The 23,462-nt window shown below is 71.1% G+C and carries 26 protein-coding genes; 20 read left to right on the top strand and 6 right to left on the bottom strand.

What is annotated here, in order from left to right:
- Nucleotides 1–887: 887 nt before the first annotated feature.
- The 5 genes from N8I87_RS00570 to N8I87_RS00590 all read left to right on the top strand — a co-directional run bounded on the left by N8I87_RS00570 (nucleotide 888) and on the right by N8I87_RS00590 (nucleotide 4,250).
- Nucleotides 888–1,313, top strand: coding sequence for a thioredoxin domain-containing protein (locus N8I87_RS00570; RefSeq protein WP_317633433.1), 426 nt, complete (start codon nucleotides 888–890; stop codon nucleotides 1,311–1,313).
- Nucleotides 1,314–1,350: 37 nt separating this feature from the next.
- Nucleotides 1,351–1,452 (top strand): DUF6207 family protein, encoded by a 102-nt coding sequence (locus N8I87_RS00575; RefSeq protein ID WP_263216246.1) that lies wholly within the window; start codon nucleotides 1,351–1,353, stop codon nucleotides 1,450–1,452.
- A 258-nt stretch (nucleotides 1,453–1,710) separates the two neighbouring features.
- Complete coding sequence (locus N8I87_RS00580) at nucleotides 1,711–2,415, top strand: VanZ family protein (protein WP_263204691.1); 705 nt, start codon at nucleotides 1,711–1,713, stop codon at nucleotides 2,413–2,415.
- A gap of 67 nt (nucleotides 2,416–2,482) precedes the next feature.
- Nucleotides 2,483–3,178, top strand: a complete 696-nt coding sequence (locus N8I87_RS00585) for a response regulator transcription factor (protein WP_263204692.1) — start codon at nucleotides 2,483–2,485, stop codon at nucleotides 3,176–3,178.
- On the top strand, nucleotides 3,171–4,250 hold the full coding sequence (locus N8I87_RS00590; RefSeq protein WP_263204693.1) for a sensor histidine kinase: 1,080 nt from the start codon (nucleotides 3,171–3,173) through the stop codon (nucleotides 4,248–4,250). The genes N8I87_RS00585 and N8I87_RS00590 overlap by 8 nt, the downstream gene beginning before the upstream one ends.
- Before the next feature lie 191 nt (nucleotides 4,251–4,441).
- Here N8I87_RS00590 and N8I87_RS00595 read toward each other — a convergent pair whose 3' ends face one another.
- Together N8I87_RS00595 and N8I87_RS00600 are read right to left on the bottom strand one after the other, a co-directional pair.
- Nucleotides 4,442–5,014, bottom strand: coding sequence for a hypothetical protein (locus tag N8I87_RS00595; RefSeq protein ID WP_263204694.1), 573 nt, complete (start codon nucleotides 5,012–5,014; stop codon nucleotides 4,442–4,444).
- Between the two features lie 15 nt (nucleotides 5,015–5,029).
- Nucleotides 5,030–6,670: a trypsin-like serine peptidase gene (locus N8I87_RS00600; protein WP_263204695.1), complete on the bottom strand. Its 1,641-nt coding sequence runs from the start codon at nucleotides 6,668–6,670 to the stop codon at nucleotides 5,030–5,032.
- A gap of 1,124 nt (nucleotides 6,671–7,794) precedes the next feature.
- Between N8I87_RS00600 and N8I87_RS00605 the strand changes: the two genes are divergently transcribed.
- The gene (locus N8I87_RS00605) at nucleotides 7,795–8,499 is read left to right on the top strand and encodes a hypothetical protein (protein ID WP_263204696.1); all 705 of its coding nucleotides are present in this window, start codon (nucleotides 7,795–7,797) and stop codon (nucleotides 8,497–8,499) included.
- 407 nt (nucleotides 8,500–8,906) lie between these two features.
- Here the strand turns inward: N8I87_RS00605 and N8I87_RS00610 are convergent, their stop codons facing one another.
- Together N8I87_RS00610 and N8I87_RS00620 are read right to left on the bottom strand one after the other, a co-directional pair.
- The gene (locus N8I87_RS00610) at nucleotides 8,907–9,428 is read right to left on the bottom strand and encodes a hypothetical protein (protein ID WP_263204697.1); all 522 of its coding nucleotides are present in this window, start codon (nucleotides 9,426–9,428) and stop codon (nucleotides 8,907–8,909) included.
- Nucleotides 9,429–9,807: 379 nt separating this feature from the next.
- On the bottom strand, nucleotides 9,808–10,152 hold the full coding sequence (locus N8I87_RS00620) for an MBL fold metallo-hydrolase (RefSeq protein ID WP_263216971.1): 345 nt from the start codon (nucleotides 10,150–10,152) through the stop codon (nucleotides 9,808–9,810).
- A 242-nt stretch (nucleotides 10,153–10,394) separates the two neighbouring features.
- Between N8I87_RS00620 and N8I87_RS00625 the strand changes: the two genes are divergently transcribed.
- The gene (locus N8I87_RS00625; RefSeq protein WP_263204698.1) at nucleotides 10,395–11,273 is read left to right on the top strand and encodes a universal stress protein; all 879 of its coding nucleotides are present in this window, start codon (nucleotides 10,395–10,397) and stop codon (nucleotides 11,271–11,273) included.
- A gap of 3 nt (nucleotides 11,274–11,276) precedes the next feature.
- Here N8I87_RS00625 and N8I87_RS00630 read toward each other — a convergent pair whose 3' ends face one another.
- Entirely contained in the window at nucleotides 11,277–11,711 is a 435-nt protein-coding gene (locus tag N8I87_RS00630) for a hypothetical protein (protein WP_263204699.1), read from the bottom strand.
- A 250-nt stretch (nucleotides 11,712–11,961) separates the two neighbouring features.
- Here N8I87_RS00630 and N8I87_RS00635 point away from each other — a divergent pair, with 250 nt between their 5' ends.
- From N8I87_RS00635 to N8I87_RS00675, 9 genes are all read left to right on the top strand, one after another.
- The gene (locus N8I87_RS00635) at nucleotides 11,962–12,666 is read left to right on the top strand and encodes a response regulator transcription factor (RefSeq protein ID WP_263204700.1); all 705 of its coding nucleotides are present in this window, start codon (nucleotides 11,962–11,964) and stop codon (nucleotides 12,664–12,666) included.
- Nucleotides 12,663–14,063, top strand: a complete 1,401-nt coding sequence (locus tag N8I87_RS00640; protein ID WP_263204701.1) for a sensor histidine kinase — start codon at nucleotides 12,663–12,665, stop codon at nucleotides 14,061–14,063. The genes N8I87_RS00635 and N8I87_RS00640 overlap by 4 nt, the downstream gene beginning before the upstream one ends.
- An 81-nt stretch (nucleotides 14,064–14,144) precedes the next feature.
- The gene (locus N8I87_RS00645) at nucleotides 14,145–14,543 is read left to right on the top strand and encodes a hypothetical protein (protein WP_263204702.1); all 399 of its coding nucleotides are present in this window, start codon (nucleotides 14,145–14,147) and stop codon (nucleotides 14,541–14,543) included.
- The gene (locus N8I87_RS00650; RefSeq protein ID WP_263204703.1) at nucleotides 14,540–15,529 is read left to right on the top strand and encodes an FAD:protein FMN transferase; all 990 of its coding nucleotides are present in this window, start codon (nucleotides 14,540–14,542) and stop codon (nucleotides 15,527–15,529) included. The genes N8I87_RS00645 and N8I87_RS00650 overlap by 4 nt, the downstream gene beginning before the upstream one ends.
- Nucleotides 15,526–16,212 carry a ferric reductase-like transmembrane domain-containing protein gene (locus tag N8I87_RS00655; protein ID WP_263204704.1) on the top strand — a complete coding sequence of 229 codons (687 nt, stop codon included), beginning with the start codon at nucleotides 15,526–15,528 and terminating at the stop codon, nucleotides 16,210–16,212. Before N8I87_RS00650 ends, N8I87_RS00655 begins: the two co-directional genes overlap by 4 nt.
- The gene (locus tag N8I87_RS00660) at nucleotides 16,209–17,555 is read left to right on the top strand and encodes an NADH-ubiquinone oxidoreductase-F iron-sulfur binding region domain-containing protein (protein ID WP_263204705.1); all 1,347 of its coding nucleotides are present in this window, start codon (nucleotides 16,209–16,211) and stop codon (nucleotides 17,553–17,555) included. The genes N8I87_RS00655 and N8I87_RS00660 overlap by 4 nt, the downstream gene beginning before the upstream one ends.
- Nucleotides 17,552–17,764: a ferredoxin gene (locus N8I87_RS00665; protein WP_263204706.1), complete on the top strand. Its 213-nt coding sequence runs from the start codon at nucleotides 17,552–17,554 to the stop codon at nucleotides 17,762–17,764. Before N8I87_RS00660 ends, N8I87_RS00665 begins: the two co-directional genes overlap by 4 nt.
- 212 nt (nucleotides 17,765–17,976) lie before the next feature.
- A complete protein-coding gene (locus N8I87_RS00670; RefSeq protein WP_263204707.1) occupies nucleotides 17,977–18,435 on the top strand; it encodes a Crp/Fnr family transcriptional regulator in 459 nt (152 codons plus the stop codon).
- Between the two features lie 130 nt (nucleotides 18,436–18,565).
- Nucleotides 18,566–19,222: a CBS domain-containing protein gene (locus N8I87_RS00675; protein ID WP_263204708.1), complete on the top strand. Its 657-nt coding sequence runs from the start codon at nucleotides 18,566–18,568 to the stop codon at nucleotides 19,220–19,222.
- A gap of 29 nt (nucleotides 19,223–19,251) precedes the next feature.
- On the opposite strand, the gene N8I87_RS00680 is transcribed toward N8I87_RS00675, so the two are convergent.
- Nucleotides 19,252–20,124 carry a CBS domain-containing protein gene (locus N8I87_RS00680; RefSeq protein WP_263204709.1) on the bottom strand — a complete coding sequence of 291 codons (873 nt, stop codon included), beginning with the start codon at nucleotides 20,122–20,124 and terminating at the stop codon, nucleotides 19,252–19,254.
- A 145-nt stretch (nucleotides 20,125–20,269) separates the two neighbouring features.
- On the opposite strand from N8I87_RS00680, the gene N8I87_RS00685 reads away from it, so the two are divergent.
- The 4 genes from N8I87_RS00685 to N8I87_RS00700 are packed head-to-tail and all read left to right on the top strand — an operon-like array spanning nucleotide 20,270 to nucleotide 23,460.
- Complete coding sequence (locus N8I87_RS00685; RefSeq protein ID WP_263204710.1) at nucleotides 20,270–20,707, top strand: hypothetical protein; 438 nt, start codon at nucleotides 20,270–20,272, stop codon at nucleotides 20,705–20,707.
- A complete protein-coding gene (locus N8I87_RS00690) occupies nucleotides 20,704–21,633 on the top strand; it encodes a V-type ATPase subunit (protein ID WP_263204711.1) in 930 nt (309 codons plus the stop codon). Before N8I87_RS00685 ends, N8I87_RS00690 begins: the two co-directional genes overlap by 4 nt.
- Complete coding sequence (locus N8I87_RS00695; protein WP_263204712.1) at nucleotides 21,620–23,062, top strand: V-type ATPase 116kDa subunit family protein; 1,443 nt, start codon at nucleotides 21,620–21,622, stop codon at nucleotides 23,060–23,062. Before N8I87_RS00690 ends, N8I87_RS00695 begins: the two co-directional genes overlap by 14 nt.
- Entirely contained in the window at nucleotides 23,047–23,460 is a 414-nt protein-coding gene (locus N8I87_RS00700; protein WP_263204713.1) for an ATP synthase subunit C, read from the top strand. The genes N8I87_RS00695 and N8I87_RS00700 overlap by 16 nt, the downstream gene beginning before the upstream one ends.
- Nucleotides 23,461–23,462: the final 2 nt, after the last annotated feature.

Here is a 23,462-nt window from a genome sequence, read left to right on the forward strand (position 1 = left end):
ACCTCGGGGCCGTACGGGCCGAAGAAGCCGACGCTGACGGGATAGCGCGCCGAGCTGGGCCGAGACGCCTTTCATCCGGTGCGATCCCGGGATCACTCGCCCTGCATCGGGCCGCGGGCCTACGCGGCCGGAGAGCTTTGTCCACACCGGTGACGTGGACGCTGTGGCGCGATAGGTCGGGCATACGCGTGTGGGGCAGGCCGCTGACCTTCTCAAAGAGGTGGCAGCGGGCGTCCTGGTAGTGGGTGCCGGCTCCGCGCTCGGTCAGGGTGCGGCGGCACAGGGTGCTCCTCTCGCGCAGGATGTGCGGCACAGCCAGGGCGGTTGTGGGTCCGCCCTGTCGTGTATCTCGGCGCTGTCGCGTCCTCGATGGGGGCTGGGCAGGCTGGGTATGGCGAAGCCGCCCGCCTGAATTCCCCCGTGGCGGGCGGCTCGTGCCTTCGGTGTGCAGAGTTCAGGGTCGGCGGCGGCGCACTGTAGGCGTCCTGGGCCGCTGGACGACACCGGTGTGACACCGGCAGCGGGATTCGAACCCGCGTTTCCCGCTTGAGAGGCGAAGTAGCCGCAGCCTGCGCACCTGCACAGCAAGGACGGTAGCGGGACAGGGACCGTGACGCACGCGAGTTTCCCGATGCCGGACTGCTCCGGCTCGCCGGTCACCATCACCCCAGCCGGCGCAACCTGCTGGCAGGAGCGCGTCGGAGACGGGCTGCTGTGGCGCGCCTCAGTGCCTGCGCGCTCCTCCCCAGATCAATGCGTGTGCGTTCTTCGTGCGCATGGAGGGGTGGAGTCAGGTGAGGCATGGGGGACGGTTCGCCGCCGTGTGCGCAGTGGCAGTTCTGGCGCTTGTGGGGTGCGGTCAGCGGCATGTTCCCGCGAAGCCGAAAATGCCCTACGCCGGCATGGAGAAGCTGCCGGAAAAGCTCGGGGCGGACGGCACGACCATCATGGTGGGCGATCCGGAGGCGTCGCTCACGGTGCATCTGTACGAGGATCCGCGCTGCCCGTACTGTAGGCAGTTCGAGACCACTGGCGGTGCCCCCGAGCTGCAGGACGCAACTGTGCAGCGGAAGGCCAAGACCGAATGCACCGTGGCCTCCTTCCTCGACGGCCGGCTCGGTGGCTCCGGCTCGAAGAGAGCGGTCAACGCGCTGCGTGCCGCGCTGGCGGCGGGGAAGTTCACCGAGTACCACGCCGTGCTGTACGCGAACCAGCCCGACGAGAGTGTGGACGGATTCACCGATACCCACCTGCTGAAGCTGGCCGGCAAGGTCGAGGGACTGCGCAGTTCGCAGTATCTCTGCCGCCGATGACCAGACCGCGTTCGCCTTTCACGCCGCACTTGCCGCGATCTGGGCCATTACCACCGTAGAACGCACGAGCCGGACCCCCGGGCACCCCGGAGTCAGGCTCCGCTGCTACCTCGACATGCGCCAGTCCCCCAGGTCGTGAACCAAGCCGCCTCCGGTGCGGACAGCTCCCACGCACGGTCGAGCGGGCGTCCGGTCTCATGGTTCGGATCAATCGGTGCAGGTGTCCTGCATGGACGAGAGAGCCGACTACTCCTGAGCTGAGCCGGCGTGATCACCAGCGGCGGGACCATCTCACTGCCGGCTTGCACCAGTTCCTAGCTGCCGCGGATTCCATGTATCGCGGGCGTATCGAAAATCGCATACGCCACCGCAACGGCCCGCCGACTCCAATGGGGGCATGACCCACAACGCATCCCTGTCGGCACCGCCTCGCCGCACGCGCAGGATCGTGCTCCTCGGCCTGGCGATCCTCGGCATGGCGAGCGCCGTGTTCGTCGTGCGGCGGCCGCTCATGATGTCCGCTCCGATGTGCATGGCCGGGCGGTGGCACGGCTGCTTCGACACGTTCAACGGTGTGGTGCTCATGACGCTGGTCACGCTGCCGTTGGCCGCGCTGGTGGTGTGGGCTCTGGCGCGTCGTCGACGTGCCGTCGGCGTCACATCGCCCTGGCGGCTGTCGCTGGCCGAGGTGGGCATGGTCCACGGGACGGTGCCCCTCATATGGTTGACCATGATGCCGGGCGGCGGGGCCGGCACCGTCCCTGCCCGGGTGAGCCTGGTACCGCTGCGGGACCTGGTCACGATGGGTCCGGTCGGGATCGTCGGCAACCTGCTGATCTTCGCGGCGCTGGGGTTCTTCGCCCCGATGCGGTTCGCGGCGCTGGCGTCCGTGCCGCGTGTCCTGGCGCTCGGGGCGGGCTGCTCGGCCCTGGTCGAGACCGCACAGTACGTCCTGCGGCTGGACCGGGTCTCCTCCGTGGACGACGTACTGGTCAACGCCGCGGGCGCCGTACTGGCCGCGCTGGCGTCGCGCCGCTGGTGGCGCACTGCGGCGAAAGCTCCGTCGGACCAGCCTCGCCCCGCGCCGGCACCGGCAGGCTGAGCCGCGTGTCCGGTGTGCGCGCGTCTTTCATACGTCGGCGATATGTCGTGCTGCTTAGGCTTCGGACATGCGTGTACTGATCGTGGAGGACGAGCCCTACCTGGCCGAAGCCGTCCGTGACGGTCTGCGGCTGGAGGCGATCGCCGCCGACATCGCCGGCGACGGCGACTCCGCCCTGGAACTGCTCGGCGTCAACTCCTACGACCTCGCGGTCCTCGACCGTGACATCCCCGGCCCCTCCGGTGACGAGGTCGCCCGGCGCATCGTCGCCTCCGGCAGCGGCATCCCGATCCTCATGCTCACCGCTGCCGACCGGATCGACGACAAGGCGTCCGGGTTCGAGCTCGGCGCCGACGACTACCTCACCAAACCGTTCGAGCTGCGGGAGCTCGTCCTGCGGCTGCGGGCGCTCGACCGCAGACGCGCGTACGCCCGGCCCCCGGTCCGCGAGATCGCGGGCCTGCGGCTCGACCCCTTCCGCCGGGAGGTCTTCCGCGACGGACGCTACGTCGCGCTGACCCGTAAGCAGTTCGCCGTCCTTGAAGTCCTCGTCGCCGCCGAGGGCGGGGTCGTCAGCGCCGAAGAGTTGCTGGAACGGGCCTGGGACGGGAACGCCGACCCCCTCACCAACGCCGTGCGCATCACCGTCTCCGCGCTGCGCAAACGGCTCGGCGAACCATGGATCATCGCCACGGTGCCCGGTGTCGGCTACCGGATCGACGCCACAATGGACACCACCAACCCCGGCTGTGCGCATGCATAGACGCCCAGGGCTCAGCGCCCGGCTGAAGCTCACCCTCAGCTATGTCGGATTCCTCCTCGTCGCGGGTGCTCTCCTGCTCGCGGTGGTGTGGATGTTCCCGCTGCGCTACGTACCCGACAACAGCCAGGGCCTGCTCGGGATCTCACCCAACCGCTACCTTCTGATGCGGACCTTCGCCCCCGCCGCGGCCATGGCGATGGCCTTCCTCCTTGTGTTCGGCCTCGTCGGAGGGTGGATCCTCGCCGGCCGGATGCTCGCGCCACTCATACTGATCACGGATGCGGCACGGATGGCCGGGAACGGGTCGCTGTCCCACCGGATCCGTATGAAGGGCCGCCAGGACGAACTCCGCGAACTCTCCGACGCGTTCGACTCGATGCTCGAACGGCTTGAGTCCCACGTCGCCGAGCAGCAGAGGTTCGCCGCGAACGCCTCCCACGAACTGCGCACCCCCCTGGCGATCTCGCGGGCGCTCCTCGACGTCGCCCGCAAGGACCCCACGCGGGACCGAAACGAACTCATCGAACGCCTGCACGCTGTCAATACGCGGGCGATCGACCTCACCGAGGCCCTCCTGTTGCTCAGCCGCGGCGACCGCGGAAACTTCGCCCGCGAGAGCGTCGATCTCTCCCTCATCGCCGAAGAAGCCGCCGAAACACTGCTTCCCCTCGCCGAACAGCGCCGGATCACGCTCGACGTCACCGGCGGGGCCGCCCCAACCCGCGGCTCCGCTGAGCTCCTGCTGCGGATGGTGACGAACCTCGTCCAGAACGCCATCGTCCACAATCTCCCCGTCGGCGGGACCGTGACGGTCCGCACCGAGGCGCACGGCGACACCAGCGTGCTGCGGGTCGAGAACACGGGCCGTCGGCTCCCACCGGAACTCGTACCGACCCTCACCGAACCCTTCCAGCGCGGAATGAAACGCGTACGCACCGACGAGCACGCCGGCGTCGGCCTCGGCCTGGCCATCGTGCACAGCATCGTCCGCGCCCACGACGGGACCCTCGACCTCGTCCCCCGCCCCGCCGGCGGTCTCCTCGTCACGGTCCGGCTTCCCAGCACACCGTAGGCTTCGTCCCCGAGCCGGGCCCACCAGATCACCGAGTGGGTGGCGTCCTTCGCGCCACCGCCATGTGCGGACCGTGTCGGCGGTCCCCCGCAGGTCCTGGCCAACCGCAGCGACCGGTGGCACCTCCGGCCCAGCGCACGCCGGCACAATCCGCGCACGTAGGGCCGGCGTCCGGGCCGATGACGCCAGATCTACCTGGCGTTGCGCCGTCGGCGCAGGGCCACCAGGCCGATGGCGACGGCGGCGAGGCCTGCGGCGGTTCCACCGGCGAGGACGGCCGTGCTGGACCCACCGTCGCGGTGGCTGTTCTGCGCTGCCTGCTGTTTGTCGTGGGCGCAGTCGTGGCTGTCGGCGGCCGTGACGTGCACGCTGGTGCGCCATCCGTTCTTGACGTCGTCGGCGGTGACACCGGGGCCCTTGAGGACGACAGCGTAGGTGCCGGGTGTCAGCCCGCAGCGGATCTGACCGGTGCCGTGGGCGTCGGACTTGCCTTCGGTGAGCTTGACCGGCTCGGTGAAGGCTTCGGAGTCGACGGTGAGGCGTTCGGTTCCGGCGCTGAACCCGAAGATCTGCACATCGGCGGTGACGTCGACCCGCACGCCCGGCCGCAGCGGTGCGGCAGCCGTGGTGGTGTGGCCGGTGGCCGAGTGCTGGGTGACGGCCAGCATGGAATTCTTCGATCCGTCGGCCGAGGCCGTCCCGGCTGCGGCCAGGAGTGCGGCGGTGCAGGCGGCGGTGAGCGCGCCGGCGCGTTTGAGTGGCATGGGTCCTCTTTCCGGTCAGTGGACCTTGGGGGGAACGAGCTGGTGTTCCTTGCCAACGACGGTGGTGGTGTCGGTGAAGAGGGACACCTCCCCGTCCGACCAGCGCACGAGGAGATCGTCGGGCCGCCCGTTGCCGGTGTAGGAACCCCCGGTCATCACTGCGGCGTGCTGCCACAAGGCGTTGGGCTTGAGCATCTGGTGCTCGCTGCCGATGCCGTTGGTGCTGGTGTCGGTGTAGAGGGACAGTTCGCCGTCCGACCAGCGGACGATCACGTCCCAGTTGGCGCCCTGCGCATAGTTGCCCGCGGTCAGGATCGTGGCGTGCTCCCAAGTGTCATTGGGCTTCTTCAGCTGGTGCTCGTCGAGGAATCCGCGCCCGTCCACATCGGTGTAGAGGGTCAGTTCACCATCGCTCCAGCGCACGATGACATCGTCGGTCCACTGGTTGCCGGTGTAGCGGCCGGCAGTGATCTGGTTGGCGTTCTTCCACGTTGCGTTGGGCTTTTCCATCTGTATCTCGGTGCTGAACTTGCTGACGGGGCTCACGTCTTTGTACAAAGTGACCTCCCCGTCCACCCAGACGACAATCAGGTCCGCCAGGTTCCCTCCGCTGAAGTCCCCGCCGGTGATGGCGCGGGCGTTGGCCCATGTCGTGTTCGGCGCGGCAAGTTGGGTCTCACCGGAGAAACCGCCACGGCCGTTGCCGCGGTAGAGGGTGACCTCGCCGTCCGACCAGACGACGATCATGTCCGCGTTGCCGTCGCCGGTGTAGTCACCGGTGGCCATGAGCTTGGCGTGGACCCAGGTCGAGCCGCCGTTCTGCTGGATGGAGTAGTCGCGGTGATATTCCCTGGGGGTGCGGTTGTGCTTGGCGTCGTCGAAAATCTCGAATGCCCGCTTGCCGTAGGTGGCCGCATAGGAGATCCGGTCGACGTTCGGGCCGCCCTCCAGGCCGCCTCCGTTCCAGCCGCCCAGGTTGCCGATCACGGTGCCGGTACCGGTGGCGGAATTGAATCCCTTGATCCAGGGGCTTCCGGACGTACCGGCCCAGAACCCGCCGCACTCCATACGCATCTGCTGGTAGCCGGCCAGCCGGCTCGTGGTCAGGCGCTGTCCCGCCGAGCCGGGGCAGATGATGGGCCGGTTCTGCGGGTTGTGGCTGCCGCCCGGGTAGCCGATGACGGTCACGCTCTGTCTGAACTGGCCGCCGATCGAACCGAGCTTGAGGGCTGCGCCGACCGCCTGCTGCACCTGCTTGTGCTGGGAGTTGGCGCCGACTCGAGCGAAGGCGAAGTCCAAGTCGGAGTAGGGGCCCTTGGTGTTCTTGATGTAGCGGTTGTCCCGGAACCAGCGCTGCACGGGGAACATGCCGTACGGTGCCTTGTTCCTGGCCGCGCCGTCGTACTTGGGGACGAAGACCCCCTTGGACCCGAAAGAGCAGTGACCGGCGGTCAGGATGATGTTCTTGCCCGGACTGTCGATGATGCTGGCCGAGCAGAAACGGCCCCTGAGGTCCTGGGCGACACTGAAGAACGTACCCACCGTACGTACTCCGCCGAAGTGCACGGCATTCAGGCCGCCGGCGTTCACGCCGCTGCGAGCGGTCGTTCCCGATGGCTGCTGCGGCTTGGGGCCCTCGGGCAGGGCTGCAGCCATCCGTGCGGGCGTCCAGTACTTCCCCGCCTCCAGACTGCTCCACGCGCCGCCGCTGTCCGCGCTCTGCGCAGTTCCCGGTGTCGCCTGGGGTGTCTTCGAAGGCTGAGGGGAGGAGGGCGCGGCCGACGCGGTGTGCGCGACGACAGTCAGGAGCGTGGCGCCCAGGACGAGCGCACCTGCTGAACTCAGAGTTTTGCGTATGTGGGTCAAACCCATCTGTTCCTCATTTTCTCGAGCATTCTTGAAATGCAGGTGCAGCTGCGTGGCGCCCTACCGGCTCAATCGCCTCTTCGGGCAGAGCCCGGCCACATCTGCGCGAGGCGGCGCGCCTGAGGACCTCGCCGGACATGAAATGGCCCGGCGATCGTCGGGAGTCCTTCAGTGAAGCGGAGCTCCGTCGATGTGAACGCCGTCGCGGCGGTGATCCGACGGTTAGACGTCGTCCGCGCAGGAACTACGCCGCAGCCTCGCTACCTGTGCCGGCGAGCGCCTGGCGTTCCTGTTTGACACCCGCCGAAGTCCGAGCACCACAAACGCCGGCGACGGCAGAAGGAGACGGTACGACGCGGGACGCGTGCGAGCCTGGCCTGCGTCGTCCTTGTCGTTGTTCGGCCCCGCTCCCGGCCTGTGCCCAGGGCCCAGAGGTTCCGCGGGGCGTTGGGATCACCGCCCAGGGGCAGAGAGACCAGGTGGTCGTACTCGGCATCGTGCAGTGCCACCGAAGAAGAGTGCGACACTGGCGGCACGTGGGCCCGCCGCAGAGAGCACGCGCTGATACCTGGTCATGGTTCCCCGTTCTGCGAGCCGTGGCCCGATGGGTGAGGCGGTCACGCTCACCCATGCACTGCGGCCCGGCATGTTGCATCTACGGCCGGTGATCACCGGCCAGAGGGAAACCTACCCCGTGAGTGAACTTGTCGACCACTCAGAAACTTGAGATGGGGATGGGCAGTCACCACCACAGATGAGGTAAGACCCCCGCAGGCCCGGACTCCTCGACACATGTCTTGAAGGGCACTGCCCTGCGGGGCGTAGCCCGAAAAGGCAATTCCGCTTGGCCTCGACGCGCCCATAGGTTCGTCGCGTCAACGAGAGCAACACGCGCAACGAGGAGAGAGAGCACCATGCGCAAGGGCATCACCGCATCCGGAATAGCCGCAGCTGTGTCCATCGCCCTTCTTGGCGGCACCGGTCAGGCATTCGCCGACAGCCACGCCACCGCCGCGCCCGCCAAGCTGACGGTCGCCGAGTACAAGAGCTGGCTGAACAGGACCCCCGGAGCCTCCGTTACGCTCAAGGCATTCAACAGGCTGACGCCCGCCAAGCAGAAGGCATTCGTCGGCTACCTGCAGAACGCGAAGGTCTACAAGGCCTTCACCGCTGCGCAGGACGGCGACATCCCGGGTCGCGCCATGAAGCCGACCCGCTACAACAACGATGTCACCTTCACCAGCAGCACGACGGCCACCGCTCGCCGGGCCGGGAACTCCACCGTCATCAGCCTGTCCGTCACGGCGGCGGAGCGCATCTTCAACATCCCGGTCACCACAGTGTCGACCCAGCTGACGTACGAGACCGACAGGAGGCACCTGATCACAGGTAGGGGTGAGAAGGTGAGCCACAAGGGCACCAACTTCAACGCCGCCTTCGCCATCAAGCCTTCTGCCAGCCGCATCGGTCCCGAGGCCAACATGCTCGACGGCACTACCACCTGGACTGCCACACCGAAGTACACGAGCGCCGGCACCAAGCACATCAAGAAGCTTCAGGTCGTTACCGGCCTCGGCGACCACGGCTGGCACTCTGAGCTCATCAACCTCGCGAGCTGAGGCCGCGCTACGGCCGTTTCGTTCAGATCCGGACCGCCGTGTCCACGTACTCGTCCGAGCGGCCCTGGCAAGATTTTGGTGGCGGTGATCACCACAGGGAGGCGGCCCTGTGCGGTGGGGTCTCAAGTAAGCGATCAGAATGACGCGTTGCCGTAGGAGCGGGAGGCCGGCGCGGCCGCTCGTGATCGAGCGCGGCGTGCGGGAGCCGGGTGCGCAGGTGGGCCAGGGTGACCAGCACTCGGTCGGTGAACACGAGCTCCTGCTTGCGTCCTGCACCGGCGGCACATTGCCGGTCCCCGCTCCGACGGTCACGCATAGGCTGGGTGGGACGTTTGCATGGGCGTACCGCTTGACAGCGGGCCTCGTGGACGCGCTGATGCTCCCAAGTCAGGCCCGGGTGGAGCGCCTCAGCCCTCTCTGGCGATCTCACCATCCTTGATCACGAGCAGTTTGGTGATGACGTCATCCTCATAGAAGCGCTCATACCCAACGAATTGGCCGAAGCCTCCCCTTCTGGGTGAGCCGTCGAAGTCGACGTGGTCGTAGTCGGCATGGGTAGCGAGCCAGCTGAGCAGTTGGTCGACGTTATCGAAATCGTCGGGATGCAGCGCCTGGCGAGTCGTCAGCGCCCACCCGGGACGCGGGCTCTCTCGCCGTGCCAGCTCCGAGACCGTCGCTCCGCCGATTCTCCAGGCCGGACCCCGTTGGGCCAGCACCGGATACGGAGCGTTCTCCACACGCCACTCGCCCTGGTCATCCAGCACCGGATTGGAGTTGTCGTCGAGCACCACCTCGGGAAACTCCGTAATGATGCAGAGCCGTTCAGGCTGCGGTCCGAGGCCGAGGTGCCATCGGAGCTCGGCGACCTCGTCCTCTGACAGATCATCTCTCAGGTCGAGGGTGAGAAGGAAGTCGTAAGCATCAGCCATCCCTGGAGGGTAGCCTCAGCCAGTGACACTCCGCTGGGGGAAGCGCTCCGGCCCTTCGGCGCCTGCGGGTCGCCGAGGAGTTGGGCATCGCATGCCACCGGCCGGCGTTTGTCCACTACGGCAGGGTGCCGATGTCGATCGTCCACGACCGGGCCAAGACCGTCGTCCGCCGGCACGTCGCGCCGGGTGAAGCGGTCCCGCTGTATCCGGAGGCGGTGGGCTTCGTCGGCCATGACGACTTCGACATCGACGTGCCGGCCGCCTACCGCCCCACCGGCAAGGGCCGCGTCGAGCGCGAGGTCCCCATCGTCCGGGACCATCTGCTCGCCGACAGGCCGTTCGTAACGCAACGCCCGTTTGAGTACCGGGTCGGGGTGAGTCAGACCGGGGTGTCGGTACCGGGGGTGAACGGTGTGCCGTTGCCGGGGATGATCAAGACGGGCTTCAGGTCCAGGATCGCGCGGCGGGAGTCGGCGAGCAGGCCGCGGTCGGTGGCGAAGGGGTCATCGGCGGGGCCTTCGGCGTGCCACCACAGGTGGGTGAGGACGACGGGGCCTTCGGCGGTGCCGGCGACGGTGCTGATGTCCTCGCCGGTGTGGTCGGGGGTGCGCAGCAGATGGACGTGTTCGCTGATGCGGTACTGGTCGGCGTCGCGGTCTTCCCGAGGAGGAGACCGAGGAGGACCGGTTGAGGATCGCCCTGTTGGGCGTGGCTTCAGCGGCACCACGCGTCCGGCGCCCGAGCGTGCCCGGAGCGTGCGTGGGGTGGAGACCTCCGGACCCGGCCGGCTCTTTCGGCGCGGTCGGAGGACCCCGGCAACGAGACCGCCTCGTCGCCGACGCGCGAAACGCCGACCACTCGGCCGACGAGCCGTGCGGCCCGATGCGGCGCGTGGCATGTTGGCAGAGGCTGGAAGGGAAGCCGGACAGGCAGGCAGCAGCAACCGTTCGACAAGGAGGCGCGGCAATGACTGAACCGGTAGTGGTCGGAGTCGACGGCTCGCCGTCCAGCCTGGACGCGGTCGGGACGGCGGCGCGCGAGGCCGCACTGCGCGGGACCGGCCTGCGACTGGTGCACGCCTTCGGGTGGCCCTCGATCCATCCACCGCCCGGTGTGTCGCCCTGGACCCCTGCCGCGGCGGGAATGCGTGAGCTGGTGGACGGCACGCTGGACAAGGCCGAACAGCGGGCCCATGAGGTCGCGCCGCACCTGGACATCACCCGCGAGGTCACCGTCGGCGAGCCGCTGATGGTGCTGGAGATCGAGTCGCGCACCGCCTCGCTCGTCGTGGTGGGCAGCCGCGGCCTGGGCGCGTTCGGCAGCGTGCTGCTCGGCTCCACTGCCGTGCACCTGGCCGCCCATGGCCGCTGTCCGGTGCTCGTGGTGCGGGGCAGGCCGAACCCGACAGGTCCGGTGCTGCTGGCGGTGGACGGCTCACCGGCGGGCGAGAAGGCCCTCGGGTTCGCCTTCGCCGAGGCGGCCATGCGCGATGCGGACCTGCTGGCCCTGCATGTGTGGAACACCTGGAACGAGCCGGCCCACGAAGGGCCCGTCGGCCCGTTGGACATGGTGGTCGACATCGAGCGGCTGCGTGCGGAGGAAGAGCAACTGCTGAACGAGACCCTGTCCCCGTGGCAGAGCCGCTACCCCCAGGTCACCGTGGAGCGGCGCCTGTTGCGCTCCCGGATCCGCACGGCCCTGATCGAGGCAAGCCACAACGCCCAGTTGGTCGTGGCCGGCGCGCGTGGACGTGGTGGCTTCACCGGCTTGCTGCTCGGCTCGGTCAGCCAGGCCCTGCTGCATCACGCACACTGCCCTGTCACCGTGGTTCGCGGTAACGAGTGACCGTCAGTACGAGAGATAGAGGGTCAGGTCGCCGCCCGCCTGGGCGGTGTGGGCGATGCGGGCAAAGCCGCGTGCTGCCGCGTACAGGCCGGTGCCGCCGGTGATGGCGACGCAGAAGTTCTCAGGCGGCGTGCCGACAGGGGTGGTCTGCATGTGCTGCCACGTCAGCTGGCCCTGGGGAAGCGCGAACGTACCCACACAGTGGGTGGTGTCCGCGGCCACACGCGTGCACACCGCCGCCTCGGTCCCGTATGCAAGGCCATCACGGAAGAGGTCTGCAGTGATGATGATCTGATCGCCGATTCTCGTGTCGGGACTTCCGACAGCGACGCGACTGTTGCCGGTGCTCTTCGAGGTCAGTCTGATGACGTCGGTGAACTCTCTCCCTTGTTCCGAAACGAGGGGGTCGTCTTCGGCAGGGGCAGGAATCGAAGGCATGCACCACTACTTCCGTGTCTGGGACGGCACTCCCTTCGCTGTTGCCGTCCTTCCCCTCACCATCACGCCGTACGAGGCGGGGTGCCACCCGGCGGCCGCACAAGAGGGACAGGGAACTGTTCTGGTCGGCGTCGGTGCCGTTCGCGTCGGCGGGGGACGGTTGGCCCATACCGTCGGCGCGGGGTGCTGACGCAGGCTGGGAGAGTCGGCGCAGTAGACCCCCTCAACCCACGAGAGGCGGGCAGCACGTATGAATACCCAGGCCAGGGGCGATGCCGAGGAGACACGGGTGCTGGTCGTGGAGGACGACCGGGGCATCGCGGAGTCCTTGGTGCGCGGTCTGCGGCAGGCCGGATACGGGGCCGAGGGCGTCCGGACCGGGCGGGCGGCGCTGTCGGCGCCCACCCCCGACGTCGTCCTGCTGGATCTGGGGCTGCCGGACATCGACGGTGTCGAGGTGTGTCGGCGGCTGCGTGCCCGGTCGGACGCCGCGATCATCGCTGTGACCGCGCGGGGTGAGGAGGCGGACCGGGTGCTGGCCCTGGACGAGGGTGCCGACGACTACTTGGTCAAACCGTTCGGGCTGGCCGAACTGCTGGCAAGGATCCGGGCCGTGCTGCGTCGGCGGCGCCCGGTGGAGCAGGAGATCCTGCGGCACGGGCCGCTGGCGCTGGACCTGCGTACCCGGCAGGTCTCGGTCGGCGGACGCGCGGTGGCGCTGACGCCGAAGGAGTTCGGCATCCTGGAGTGTCTGGCCGCGGACCCGGGACGGGTGGTGACCCGGCAGCAGATCCTGGAGCGGGCGTGGGACGCCCACTGGTACGGGCCGACGAAGGTGCTGGACGTGCACGTTGCGGCGCTGCGCCGCAAGCTCGGCGTGCCGGGGCTGATCGAGACGGTCTACGGGCAGGGGTTCCGGCTCGGGGCTGCCGAGGCGTCGCGGGAGCTGTCGTGACGCGTCGGATCACCTGGACGCTGCTGGTTCTGACGTCCGTGCTGCTCGTGCTGGCGGTCGTACCGCTGGCGGTGTCCATGACGGCACGCGAGCGCGTCGCCTACCGCGACAGCCAGCGGGCGGCCACACGCGTGATCGCCGCGGCGGCCGAGGAGCACCTCTCCGACAACAAGCCGCCGACGGTCATGCGCCAGGAGCTCGATGCCGCGGCCCGGGCGGGGGACTGCGCCGCGGTGTACGACGCCGCCGGGCGCGTGGTGGCCAGTACGCCCTGCACGGCGGCCCAAGGCCAGGAAGCGGAGGAGCTGGTCGAGGACGTGCTGGCCGGGCAGGAGCCGGAGCCGCCGGAGAACGAGGGACGGCTGTTGGCCGCGGAACCGGCCGGCGAGGTACACAGGCCCGCCGGGGCCGTCGTTCTGGCCCGCTCCGCCGGCCCGCTGGACGCCCGGATCGCGGCGATCTGGGGCTGGTCCGCCGTGATCGGTGTCGCCGGGGTGGTCGCGTCCGCTCTGCTGTCCGTGCGCCTGGCCCGCTGGGTCAGCCGTCCGTTGTCGACGCTGGACGCCAGCGCCCGGCGGCTGGGTGAGGGCCTCCTCGACGAGCGGGCCGACGTGGGCGCCGGTCCGCCCGAGGTGCGCCGGCTGGCCGCCACCTTCAACACCATGGCGGCCCGTACGGAGGCCCTGGTGCACGGTCACCGGGCGGTGATCGCGGATGTTTCCCATCAGCTGCGCACTCCGCTGGCCGCGCTGCGGCTGCGGCTCGATGTCCTGGCCACCGGTGCCGAGGGTGACACGGCTGTGGAGCTGGCCGCCGCGCAGGAGGAGATCGCCCGGCTGTCCCGAATGGTCGACGGTCTGCTGGCGGTCGCGCGAGCCGAGCAGTCGACGCCGCGTCCGACCGCGGTGCGGGTCGGCGAGGTGGTGGCCGAGCGGGTGGCCGCCTGGTCGCCCGTCGCCGAGGAACGAGGCGTCCGGCTGACCCCCGTTTCCGAGGGGCCGGCACTGACCGCCGCACTGGGCGCCGGTCATCTGGAGCAGATCCTGGACAACCTGATCGCCAACGCCGTGGACGCCGTGCCCGAAGGCGGAGGCATCATCGTCGACCGGTGCAGGACGGGTGACACCGCCCGGGTGATCGTGCGGGACGACGGTCCGGGGATGACGGACGAGGCGAAGGCGGTCGCCTTCCGCCGGTTCGGCAACCCCGAGGCCCGTGGCACGGGCCTCGGGCTGGCCATCGTGCACCGGCTGGTCACCGTCAACGGCGGTACGGCACAGCTGGAGGACACACCCGGCGGCGGGCTGACCGTCGTACTGGAACTCCCCCTGTGGCCAGGGGGTGCGCGCGAGCGGGGCGGGGCGTCGAGATCTTTACCGGTTCTGAAGGAGACGTGAGCGAGTTCCTGGGTGTCGTGAGCACAGCCTGGAGGTGCACGCAGCCGATCCGGGCCGCCACGACTCTCCAGGAGCGCTGCCATGGCACCCTCGCCCGACGACTTCCCCCCGACACCCGCCCCCGCCTTTTCCTCGCACGCGCGCGACCGCGGTCTGCGCCGCAGCCGCCGCACCACGCTGTGGATCGCGGTCACGGCCGCGGCCGGCGCGGCGGCCCTGGGCGGCTTCTACACGCATCTGCTGCCGGGCGGTTCGGCCGCTCCCGCACCGGCGAACGCACCGGTGCAGAACCCCTCGGCGTCGACTGCCGCCACGGCGGGGAAAGACGACGAGGGGTATGAGGAGCCGAGCGGTCACGAGGACGACGAAGGTGACGACGAGGGCGCGGCTCCCGTTGCACAACCGGCGGCTCCTCAGCCCCCGGCCCAGCCACCCGCCGCGACCCAGCAGCAGCCGCAGACCACGACGGGGGCGTCATGACCACACACACTCCGGCCCCCTCTTCCTGTCAGGTCGTCTTTCCGGCCCTCGGTACGACGGCCGCCGTGCTGGTCAGCGACTCGGTCGCCCTGCCCGCCGCGGAAGCCGTGCTGCGCGCCGAACTGGCCGTCGTCGACCGCACCTGCAGTCGCTTCCGGCCCGACTCCGAGCTCACGCGTGTGAATGTGAGCGCGGGTGTTCCGACGACGGTCAGCACGTACTTCGCCGAGGCGCTGCAGGCCGCCCTGCGTGCCGCCCGTCTCACCGACGGCGCCGTGGACCCGACCGTGGGGAGCGCGGTGATCGCGCTCGGCTACGACCGCACCTTCGCCTCCCTCTCACCCGAGGACGCCCGCCCCGTGCCCGTGGCCCGACCGGCGCCCGGCTGGCGGCGGATCGCCTTCGACCCGCGTACCCGTCGGCTGCGTCTGCCCCCGGACACCCGCCTCGACCTGGGCGCCACCGCCAAGGCCCTGGCCGCCGACCGGGCCGCCCGGCAGGCCGCCGCGGTGACGGGCCGCGGGGTCCTGGTCAGCCTCGGCGGCGACCTGGCGACAGCCGGACCGGGACCCGAGGACGGCTGGCGGATCGCCCTCGCCGACGACCACGCCCGGCCCGCCCCGGAAGGCGGTGCCGCGGTGGCGGTGACCGGCGGGGCGCTGGCGACCTCGGGTATCCGGGTGCGCTCCTGGCGGCGCGGCGGACGGGTCCTGCACCACATCGTCGACCCGGCCACGGGCGAGCCCGCCGCACCCGTGTGGCGCACGGTCACCGTCGCGGCCGCCACCTGTGTGGACGCCAACGCCGTCAGTACGGCGGCGATCGTGCTCGGCGAGCGGGCGCTGGACCGGCTGCGAGCCACCGCCCTGCCCGCCCGGCTGACCCGCCTGGACGGCACCGTCGTACGCCTTGGCGGCTGGCCGCCCGACTCCCACGCTCCCGCCCCCGCGGGCTCCCGGGACACGGCCCTCGGAGGCCCGCGATGACGACACTGGCCCTGACCGGTAGCCCCCTGTGGTACGCCAGCCGCGCGGGCGGCACCCTCGCCCTGATCCTGCTCACCGCCACCGTGGTGCTCGGCATCGCCTCCGGCGGACGGACCACGCCCCGCCGGATCGGCCGCTTCGAGGTCGGGCTGCTGCACCGCAACCTGTCCCTGCTCACCCTGGTGTTCCTCGTCGTCCACGTGGCGACCGCAGTCCTCGACCCGTTCGTGCACCTGAGCTGGGCGGTGTCCGTGGTGCCGTTCGGGGCGTCCTACCGGCCGCTCTGGGTCGGGCTGGGCACGGCCGCGCTCGACCTGCTGCTCGCGGTGCTGGTCACCAGCGCGCTGCGGCCGCGGCTGGGGGTGCGCCGCTGGAAAGCGGTGCACTGGCTGGCCTACGCCGCCTGGCCGCTCGCCCTCTTCCACAGCGCCGGAACCGGTACCGACACCCGGCTCCCCCTCCAGCTGTGGCTCTATGCCGCCTGCCTCACCTCGGTGGTCGCAGCCGTGTGGTGGCGCTTGGCGAAGGCCGGCCCGGGCTGTGTCATCGGCCGCCTGACGGCCGCCGTGGCCGCGACCGCCGTACCCGTGGTGCTGACCGCGTTCATTGCCACCGGGCCCCTCCAGCCGGGCTGGGCCCAACGTGCCGCCGCAACGACCATCCTGCTCGGAGGCGGACGATGAAGTCCTCGGCTGCCACGCACGTCGCGCCCCAGCACCGCGCGCCCCAGCCGGACGATCCCGCCGGGGCCCGGCTGCTGTCAGGCTGGTACGCCACCGGGGCACCGGCCACCCTTGCCGATCACCTCCGACGCCACGGACCGGCGCCCGTCGCACCGGCGCCCGGCAGTCGTACGTCGATGTCCCTGGTGGAGGCCGTCGAGGCGGCCGGGCTCACCGGGCGCGGCGGCGCCGGGTTCCCCACCGCACGCAAGCTGCGGGCCGTGGCGGAACGTGGTGGCCGGACGGTGGTCGTCGTCAATGCCATGGAGAGCGAACCCGCCAGCCGCAAGGACCAGTTCCTGCTCGCCGTCGAGCCTCACCTCGTCCTGGACGGCGCCGTCCTGGCCGCGATCGCGGTCGGCGCCGACACTGTTCACGTCTGTCTGCCACGCACCCGCACGGCCCAGTACCGGCAGTTGAGCGCGGCCCTGGACGAACGACGGCGCGCCCGTCTCGACCCGGTGCGCCTGCACGCGCACGCCCTTCCGCACGCCTATGTCTCCAGTGAGTCGACCTCGCTGGTGCGCTGGCTCAACGGGGGCCCTGCCCGCCCGCAGGGCAGTCCGCCACGCACCCACGAACGCGGTGTCGCCCGCCGCCCCACCCTCGTCCACAACGTCGAGACCCTCGCCCACCTCGCACTCATCGCCCGCCACGGCCCCGGCTGGTTCCGTCAGACGGGAACCCCGGACGAGCCCGGCACCACACTCGTCACGGCCTCCGGTGCCGTCGCCACCCGGGGCGTCCTGGAGGTCGCGCTCGGCACACCTCTCGCCGCCGTCCTCGACCGCGCCGGCGGTCCCACCCAGCCCCTGCGGGCGGTCCTGCTCGGGGGCTTCGCCGGCGCCTGGCTCCCGGCGGAACACATGCAAACCCCCCTCACCCGGCGCGACCTGGCACCGCTGGGCGCAGCACCCGGGGCGGGCGTGCTCGCCGTCCTTCCCCACTCGGCCTGCGGGTTGACCGAGACGGCTCGGATTCTCGCCTACCTGGCCGCCCACAGTGCCCGCCAGTGCGGCCCCTGCCACCTCGGTCTGCCCGCCGTCGCCGAGGACTTCGCCGCGCTGGCCGCCGGACGGGCCGACCCCGACCTGCTGTCCCGGCTGCACCGGAGGACCGGCCTGCTGCCGGACCGCGGCGCCTGCCGCCACCCCGACGGCGCCGCTCGCCTCGCCGCCTCCGCCTTGCGCGCCTTCGCCGACGACGTCGACCGTCACCTCGCCCATGGCGCCTGCCCCGCCGCCGGCCACCGGTCGCCCCTCATCCCCGTACCGCCCGCCACGGCCCCGGAGACATGGCGATGACCCCCGCCAAGGCCCTGCGCGTCGACCGCATCGCCTGCACCGGGCAAGGCATGTGCGGCGAACTGCTCCCCGAACTGATCGACCTCGACGAATGGGGCTACCCCGTCATCAAGGACCGGTCCGTCCCCGATGGCCTGCGCACCCACGCCCGCCGGGCCGCCGCGGCCTGCCCCCTGCTGGCCCTCCACCTCGACGCCCGCCGGACATGACGAGCACCCACCACCGGCCGTCCGGACCCGGAGCAAGGCCGGACGCCTGCCGCCGAGACCGGCTGCCCCGGTGGGACGGTCGCCGCGCCGCACAGGCCGAGGTGCGCCATGAACCGCCCCACCGCACGACTGCGCCGGATCCGAGCGGCGCGTGGCGGCGGGGCGCGGACGCGCCCAGGCTGGAAGCAGAGAGAGTGAAGGGAGCCGGTGCGATGACCTCTGCCACCACCATGACCACGGCCTTGCCGGCCGAGCACCGCGAACGGCTGATGCGCCTCGCCCACGAGGTCACCTTCGACGCCGGAACCCGCGTGTTCGAGGAGGGCCGGCGGGCCGACCGCTTCTGGATCGTCCGGACCGGGACGGTCGCCCTCGACCTGCACGTGCCCGGCCGCCGTCCCGCCGTCATCGAGTCGCTCGGGCGCGACGAACTGGTCGGCTGGTCCTGGCACTTCCCGCCGTACGTCTGGCACCTGGGCGCCGAGGCGATGAGCCCGGTGCGGGCCTGGGAGTTCGACGCCGAGGCCGTCTGGGCGGTGTGCGCCGAGGACCCCGAATTCGGCCGGGCGATCGCGGTCTGGGTCGGGCGCGTGGTCGCCCAGCGACTGCGCGCCTCCCGGATCCGGCTGCTCGACCTGTACGCCCCCTACGGCAGCGGTGGCCTGACGTGACCACACCCGACCCCCGCCAAGGGAGACCGAACGGCCCGTCCGGGGCCGAGGGGCCCCCTTTGCCGCCCCTTGCGAACCGGCACACGCTGAAAGCAGCAGGACCGCCCGCCGAAACCTCCAGGGGGTCAGCATGTTCGGCACTCCGCGCATCGTCAGCGATGTCATGACCCAAACGGTCGCCTCCGTCGGCCGGTCGGCCTCGTTCAAGCTGATCGTGGAGATGATGCAGGACTGGGAGGTCAGCGCCCTGCCCGTGCTCGAAGGCGAGGGACGGGTCGTCGGTGTGGTGTCCGAGGCCGACCTGCTGCCCACGGAGGAGCTCCGTGACAGCCCCGAGGAGGGCTACGCACTGCTGCGCCTGCCTGCCGACGTGGCGAAGGCCGGTGCGCTCACAGCAGGCGACCTCATGTCCTCGCCCGCGATCACCGTCCGGGCGAACGCCACCCTGGCCGAGGCCGCGCGGATCATGGCCCGCGAGAAGGTCAAGCGGCTGCCCGTGGTCGATGAATCCGGTCTGCTGGTGGGCGTGGTCAGCCGTGTCGACCTGCTCAAGGTCTTCCTGCGTGACGACCAGGACATCGCCGAGGAGATCCGGCGTGACATCGTGTCGCACCTCTTCCCGCTGACGTCGTCGGCCCTGCGGGTGGATGTGCACGACGGAGTCGCCACACTGTCGGGCACGGTCCGCGACACCGCCCTGGTCCCGGTGGCCGCGCGTCTCGTGCGGGCGGTCGAGGGAGTGGTGGACGTGGAGTTCGACCTCACCCGGGGAGCGGATGTGCGGTAGGCGGTGCGCGCCCGCGGTGCTGTCCCGGGTCAGGCGGTGGTGAGAAGGTTCTTCACCTCCACGACGTCGGCGATGTCCTCCACCTCCGCCACAAGCCGGGCCGTGGTGGCCGACGGCATCCGTCCTGTCAGTTCCACGATGCCGTCATGAACGGCGACCTTCAGCTCGGCGCGGTCTCCCGGCGCGCAACAGGCCTCGATTCTGGCCTCGACGTCCGCCTGTATCCCTGCGTCATCCCTGATCAGGGCTTGGAGCAGCGCGTTGCGGCGCACGACCCCGACCAGGCGGCCCGCGCCGTCGGTGACGGGCAGCCGCTTGAGCCGGGACAGTGTGGCCAGCCAAGCGGCCTCGGCGACGGTCGCGCCCGGGAGCACCGTGATCGCGGGGCTGGTCATCAGGTCGGCGGCTGTCTCACCGCGAACCTTGCTGTGCATGCGTCGTTCGCGCAGTCTTCCGACGTGTCCGGGCCGGTGGCCGGAGGCCTCGAAGGCCACTTTCGCCAGCAGATCGGACTCCGAGACGACACCGACCACGTGGTCGTCGGCGTCCACGACCGGGAGGGCGCCGACCTGCTCGCGCGCCAGCAGTCGGGCGATGTCCCGGTACGGCAGGTCGTCGCGCATGGAGGCGGCGGGCACGTCCATCACATCCCGCACCAGCGGGACCCGGGGTTCGGGTGGCGGGGGTTCCTGCGTGGGCGCGGCGGCCGCCGACGTCGGCTGGGCCGTGCCGCGTGCGGGGGCTTGTTCTTCGGCGCCTGCGTGTTCGGCCGCGGCTGTGGCTACGGCTCCCAGGTAGCGGATCAGTATGTCCTGCCGATCCGTCTCGCGGGGGCTCCAGGGTCGGACGGGCAGGCCTTGCCGGGCCTCGGTCTCAGCGGAGAAGTTCTCGTGGTGGTTCACGGTGGCCTCCGGAGTCCGTCGAAGTGCCTACTGTCCCAGTCTTCCGCTCCGGCGGCCGTCGCCAAGTGCCGAACGGCCCTATCCGGTGCGGAGCGGGAGCGGAACGGTGAGACTGAAAGAGCAGTCGACCGGCAGGAGGCCGCCGATGACCCTGCGGGACTTCCTGGAACGGTTCCGTCCGGTGGGGACGCCGGGAGCATCCGCCACCGGTGTGCCCGCCGACCGTACGGCCGAGCGGACGGCGGAACTGGAACCCGCCCTCGCACAGCTGACGGACGTACAGCAGGAGGCGGCAGCCATCCGGGCTACCGCGGACGAGGCGGCCGAGGTCATCCGGCACGACGCCGCGCGGGAGGCGGAGCGCCTCGTGGCGGCCGCCCATGAGCGTGCCCCCGAGATGCGCCGGCAAGCCGCGGAACCCGTCCTCCGGGAGGCTCGGCAGGAGGCTGACGCCCTTCGCGCCGCCGGAGACCGCGCCGCCTCGGCGGTACGGGAGCGGGCCGGAGAGCGTATGCAGGATCTGGTGGAGCGTGCGGTGGCCGACGCACTGCGCCTGGCAGTCGGGCCGGGCGAAGCGTCATGAGCGTCGGCTGGGTGGCCGGGGCGGTGCGGGCCAAGGCCCTCGTCGACCGGTACCCGGGCGCCGACGGGGCGCGGGAGATCGCGGCCTGTGCCACGCTCGACGACGCCCTGCGGTGCTTGGCGGCGACCCCGTATTCCAGATATGTGCGGACGGCGGGCGGTCTGCCCGAGGCCCAGCGGGCGGTGACCGCCGCCCTGCTGTGGCATCTGCGGGTGCTGGCGGGCTGGCTGCCCCGGGGCGGTGCTCGCTTCCTTGTTCCGCTCGCCGCGGGGTTCGAGATCGCCAACGTGGTCTCCCGGCTGCTCGCCCAGGACGGTCGCCGTACGGAGGCTGCGGAGCCGTACCGGCTCGGGGCGCTCGAGACGGCCTGGCGGAGTCTGGAGCACGCCGGGACACCCGCGGAGCTGCGAACGATGCTCGCCGCCTCGCCGTGGGGCGATCCGGGCGGCGACACGCCCTGGGCGCTGGTCACCGGCATGCGGGTGGCCGCCGCTCGGCGCACCGCCGTCGTCGTCCCGCACGCGCGCCCGTGGGCCGAGGGACGCGCCGCCCTGCTGATCGCCCGCGAGCTGTTCGTCTACCAGCGCTCGCTGTCGACGCCCGTGCGGCGTGACGCGGCGCGGCTGCTCGGGGCACGGGCGCCGTCCGCCGCGACGTACGAGGAGTTCCGCGAGGGCCTGCCCGCGACGAGCCGCTGGGTCGTGGCGGACGTGGCGGAGCCGGGCGGGCTGTGGCGGGCCGAGGCAGGCTGGTGGCGGAGAGTGCACAGCGACGGCGCGGTGTTGCTGCGCGAGGCCCGGCATGGGCCGGGCGTGGTCGTGGGCGCGGTCGCGGTGCTGTCCGTGGATGCGTGGCGGGTGCGGGCGGCGCTGGAATCGGCGGCGCGTGGCGGACGGCCCGGGGAGGTGTTCGATGCTCTGGCCTGACGCGCTGACGCCGGTCCGGATGCGCCGTGTGGCGGTGATCGTGCCGCAGGTGGCCCTGCGGGACGCGCTGGTGCGGATCGCCGAGGCCGGATGCGTCGAACTGGACCGCGCCGAGGAAGCGCCTCCGGGAGCGGCGGCGGCGCGGCTTCAGCGGCTCGGGGGGCGTGCCACGACGACGGGGCCCGAGGGAACCGTCTCGGCCGTACTGGCCGCCGACATGCCCGACCTCGACCTCCTCGAAGCGCGGCGCAGCGTTGAACTGCTGGCCGGCGAGGCCCAGTTGGAGGAGCGTGCTGAAGGCGCGGTACGACGCGGGGAGGTGGCCGCGCTGGCCGGATGGTGCCCGGCCGCCGAGGTGCCCCGGGTAGCGGGCCGACTGGCTGCCGCGGGTGGCGCGCTGGTACCGCTGCCGTCCCCTCGCGGCACCGATCCGCCGACGCTGCTTCGACCGGGCAGGCCCGTGTCGTTCACGCCGCTGGTGACGACGTACGGGACACCGGCCTACGCGGATCTCGATCCCTCGTGGCCGGCGGGCCTGGCCTATGTCGCGATGTTCGGGATCATGTTCGGTGACGTGGGGCATGGAGCGCTGCTGCTGTTCGGCGCGCTCGCGCTGCGCCTCGGGCGGCCCCGTCGGCTCGCCCGGCTGAGCCGACTTTGGCCGTTCCTCGCGGGTGCCGGAGTCGCCGCCATGCTCGCGGGCGCCGCTTATGGAGAGTTCTTCGGTCCGACCGGGTTGCTGCCGGTGCTGTGGCTGAGCCCGTTGGACAGTCCTGCCCGCTTGCTGGCGGCCGCTGTGGTCTTCGGGGCGGGACTGCTTGCCGTCGCACACGCCGCCGGTGCGGTCAACCGCGTGCGCGAGAGCGGCTGGGGTATGGCGTTGTACGCGACGTCAGGCTGCGCCGGCCTGCTGTTCTACCTGGGGCTGGCGCTCGCCGCGGCAGGTCTGCTTCTGCACCGGCCGACGGTGGCCGTCACCGGGGCCACGCTCGCTGTCATCGGGCTGGCACTGGTGGCCTTCGGCCTGTTCCGGGCCACAGCGGGCGGCGGCGCCGGATGCGCCGAAACGGCTGTACGGCTCTTCGACGTTGTCGTGCGTACGGGCACCAACACCCTGTCTTTCGCCCGTCTCGCGGCCTTCGGCCTCACGCACGCCGCGCTCGCCGACCTGGTGTGGCGCGGCACCACGGGCCTGGCCGGGCGCGGTGCGGCCGGAGTCGCGGGGGCGGCGCTGCTGTTCGCCGCGGGCACGGCCCTCACGTTCGGTCTGGAGGCGCTGGTGGCCGGTGTGCAGGCCCTGCGGCTGGAGTTCTACGAACTCTTCTCCCGGCTCTTCGAGGCGGAGGGCCGCCCGTTCCGTCCGTGGCATGTTCCCCCGGCGGAACCTGCCGACAGCACTACGAAGGTGATCCCATGCTCACCTGGCTGATCGTCCTGCCGGTCCTGGCCGCGGTGTTCGGCGTCGTAGGGCTGCTGCGGCGGCGCCGGGCCAGACACGCCTTCCGCTGGCTGCTGGCCACGAATCTCGCCCTGTTGGGCGGCGCCTGCGTCGTACTGGCCACCGCGCTCGTGAACCCCGCGCAGGCGTCGGCCCAGGCCGCGGACTCCGGCGGAGTCAACGGGACGGCGCTGATCGCCGCGGCCATCGCGGTGGCCGGGGCGTCGATCGGGGCCGCGATCGCGGTCGCCTACACAGGAGCGGCGGCTCTGGCCGCGCTGAGCGAGCGGCCCGAGATCTTCGGCCGGGCGATGGTGATCGTCGGTCTGGCGGAGGGCATCGCCGTCTACGGACTGGTGGTCGCGATCCTGCTGATCGGAAAGGCATGACG

This window comes from Streptomyces sp. HUAS 15-9, from assembly GCF_025642155.1.
Classification (GTDB): Bacteria; Actinomycetota; Actinomycetes; order Streptomycetales; family Streptomycetaceae; genus Streptomyces.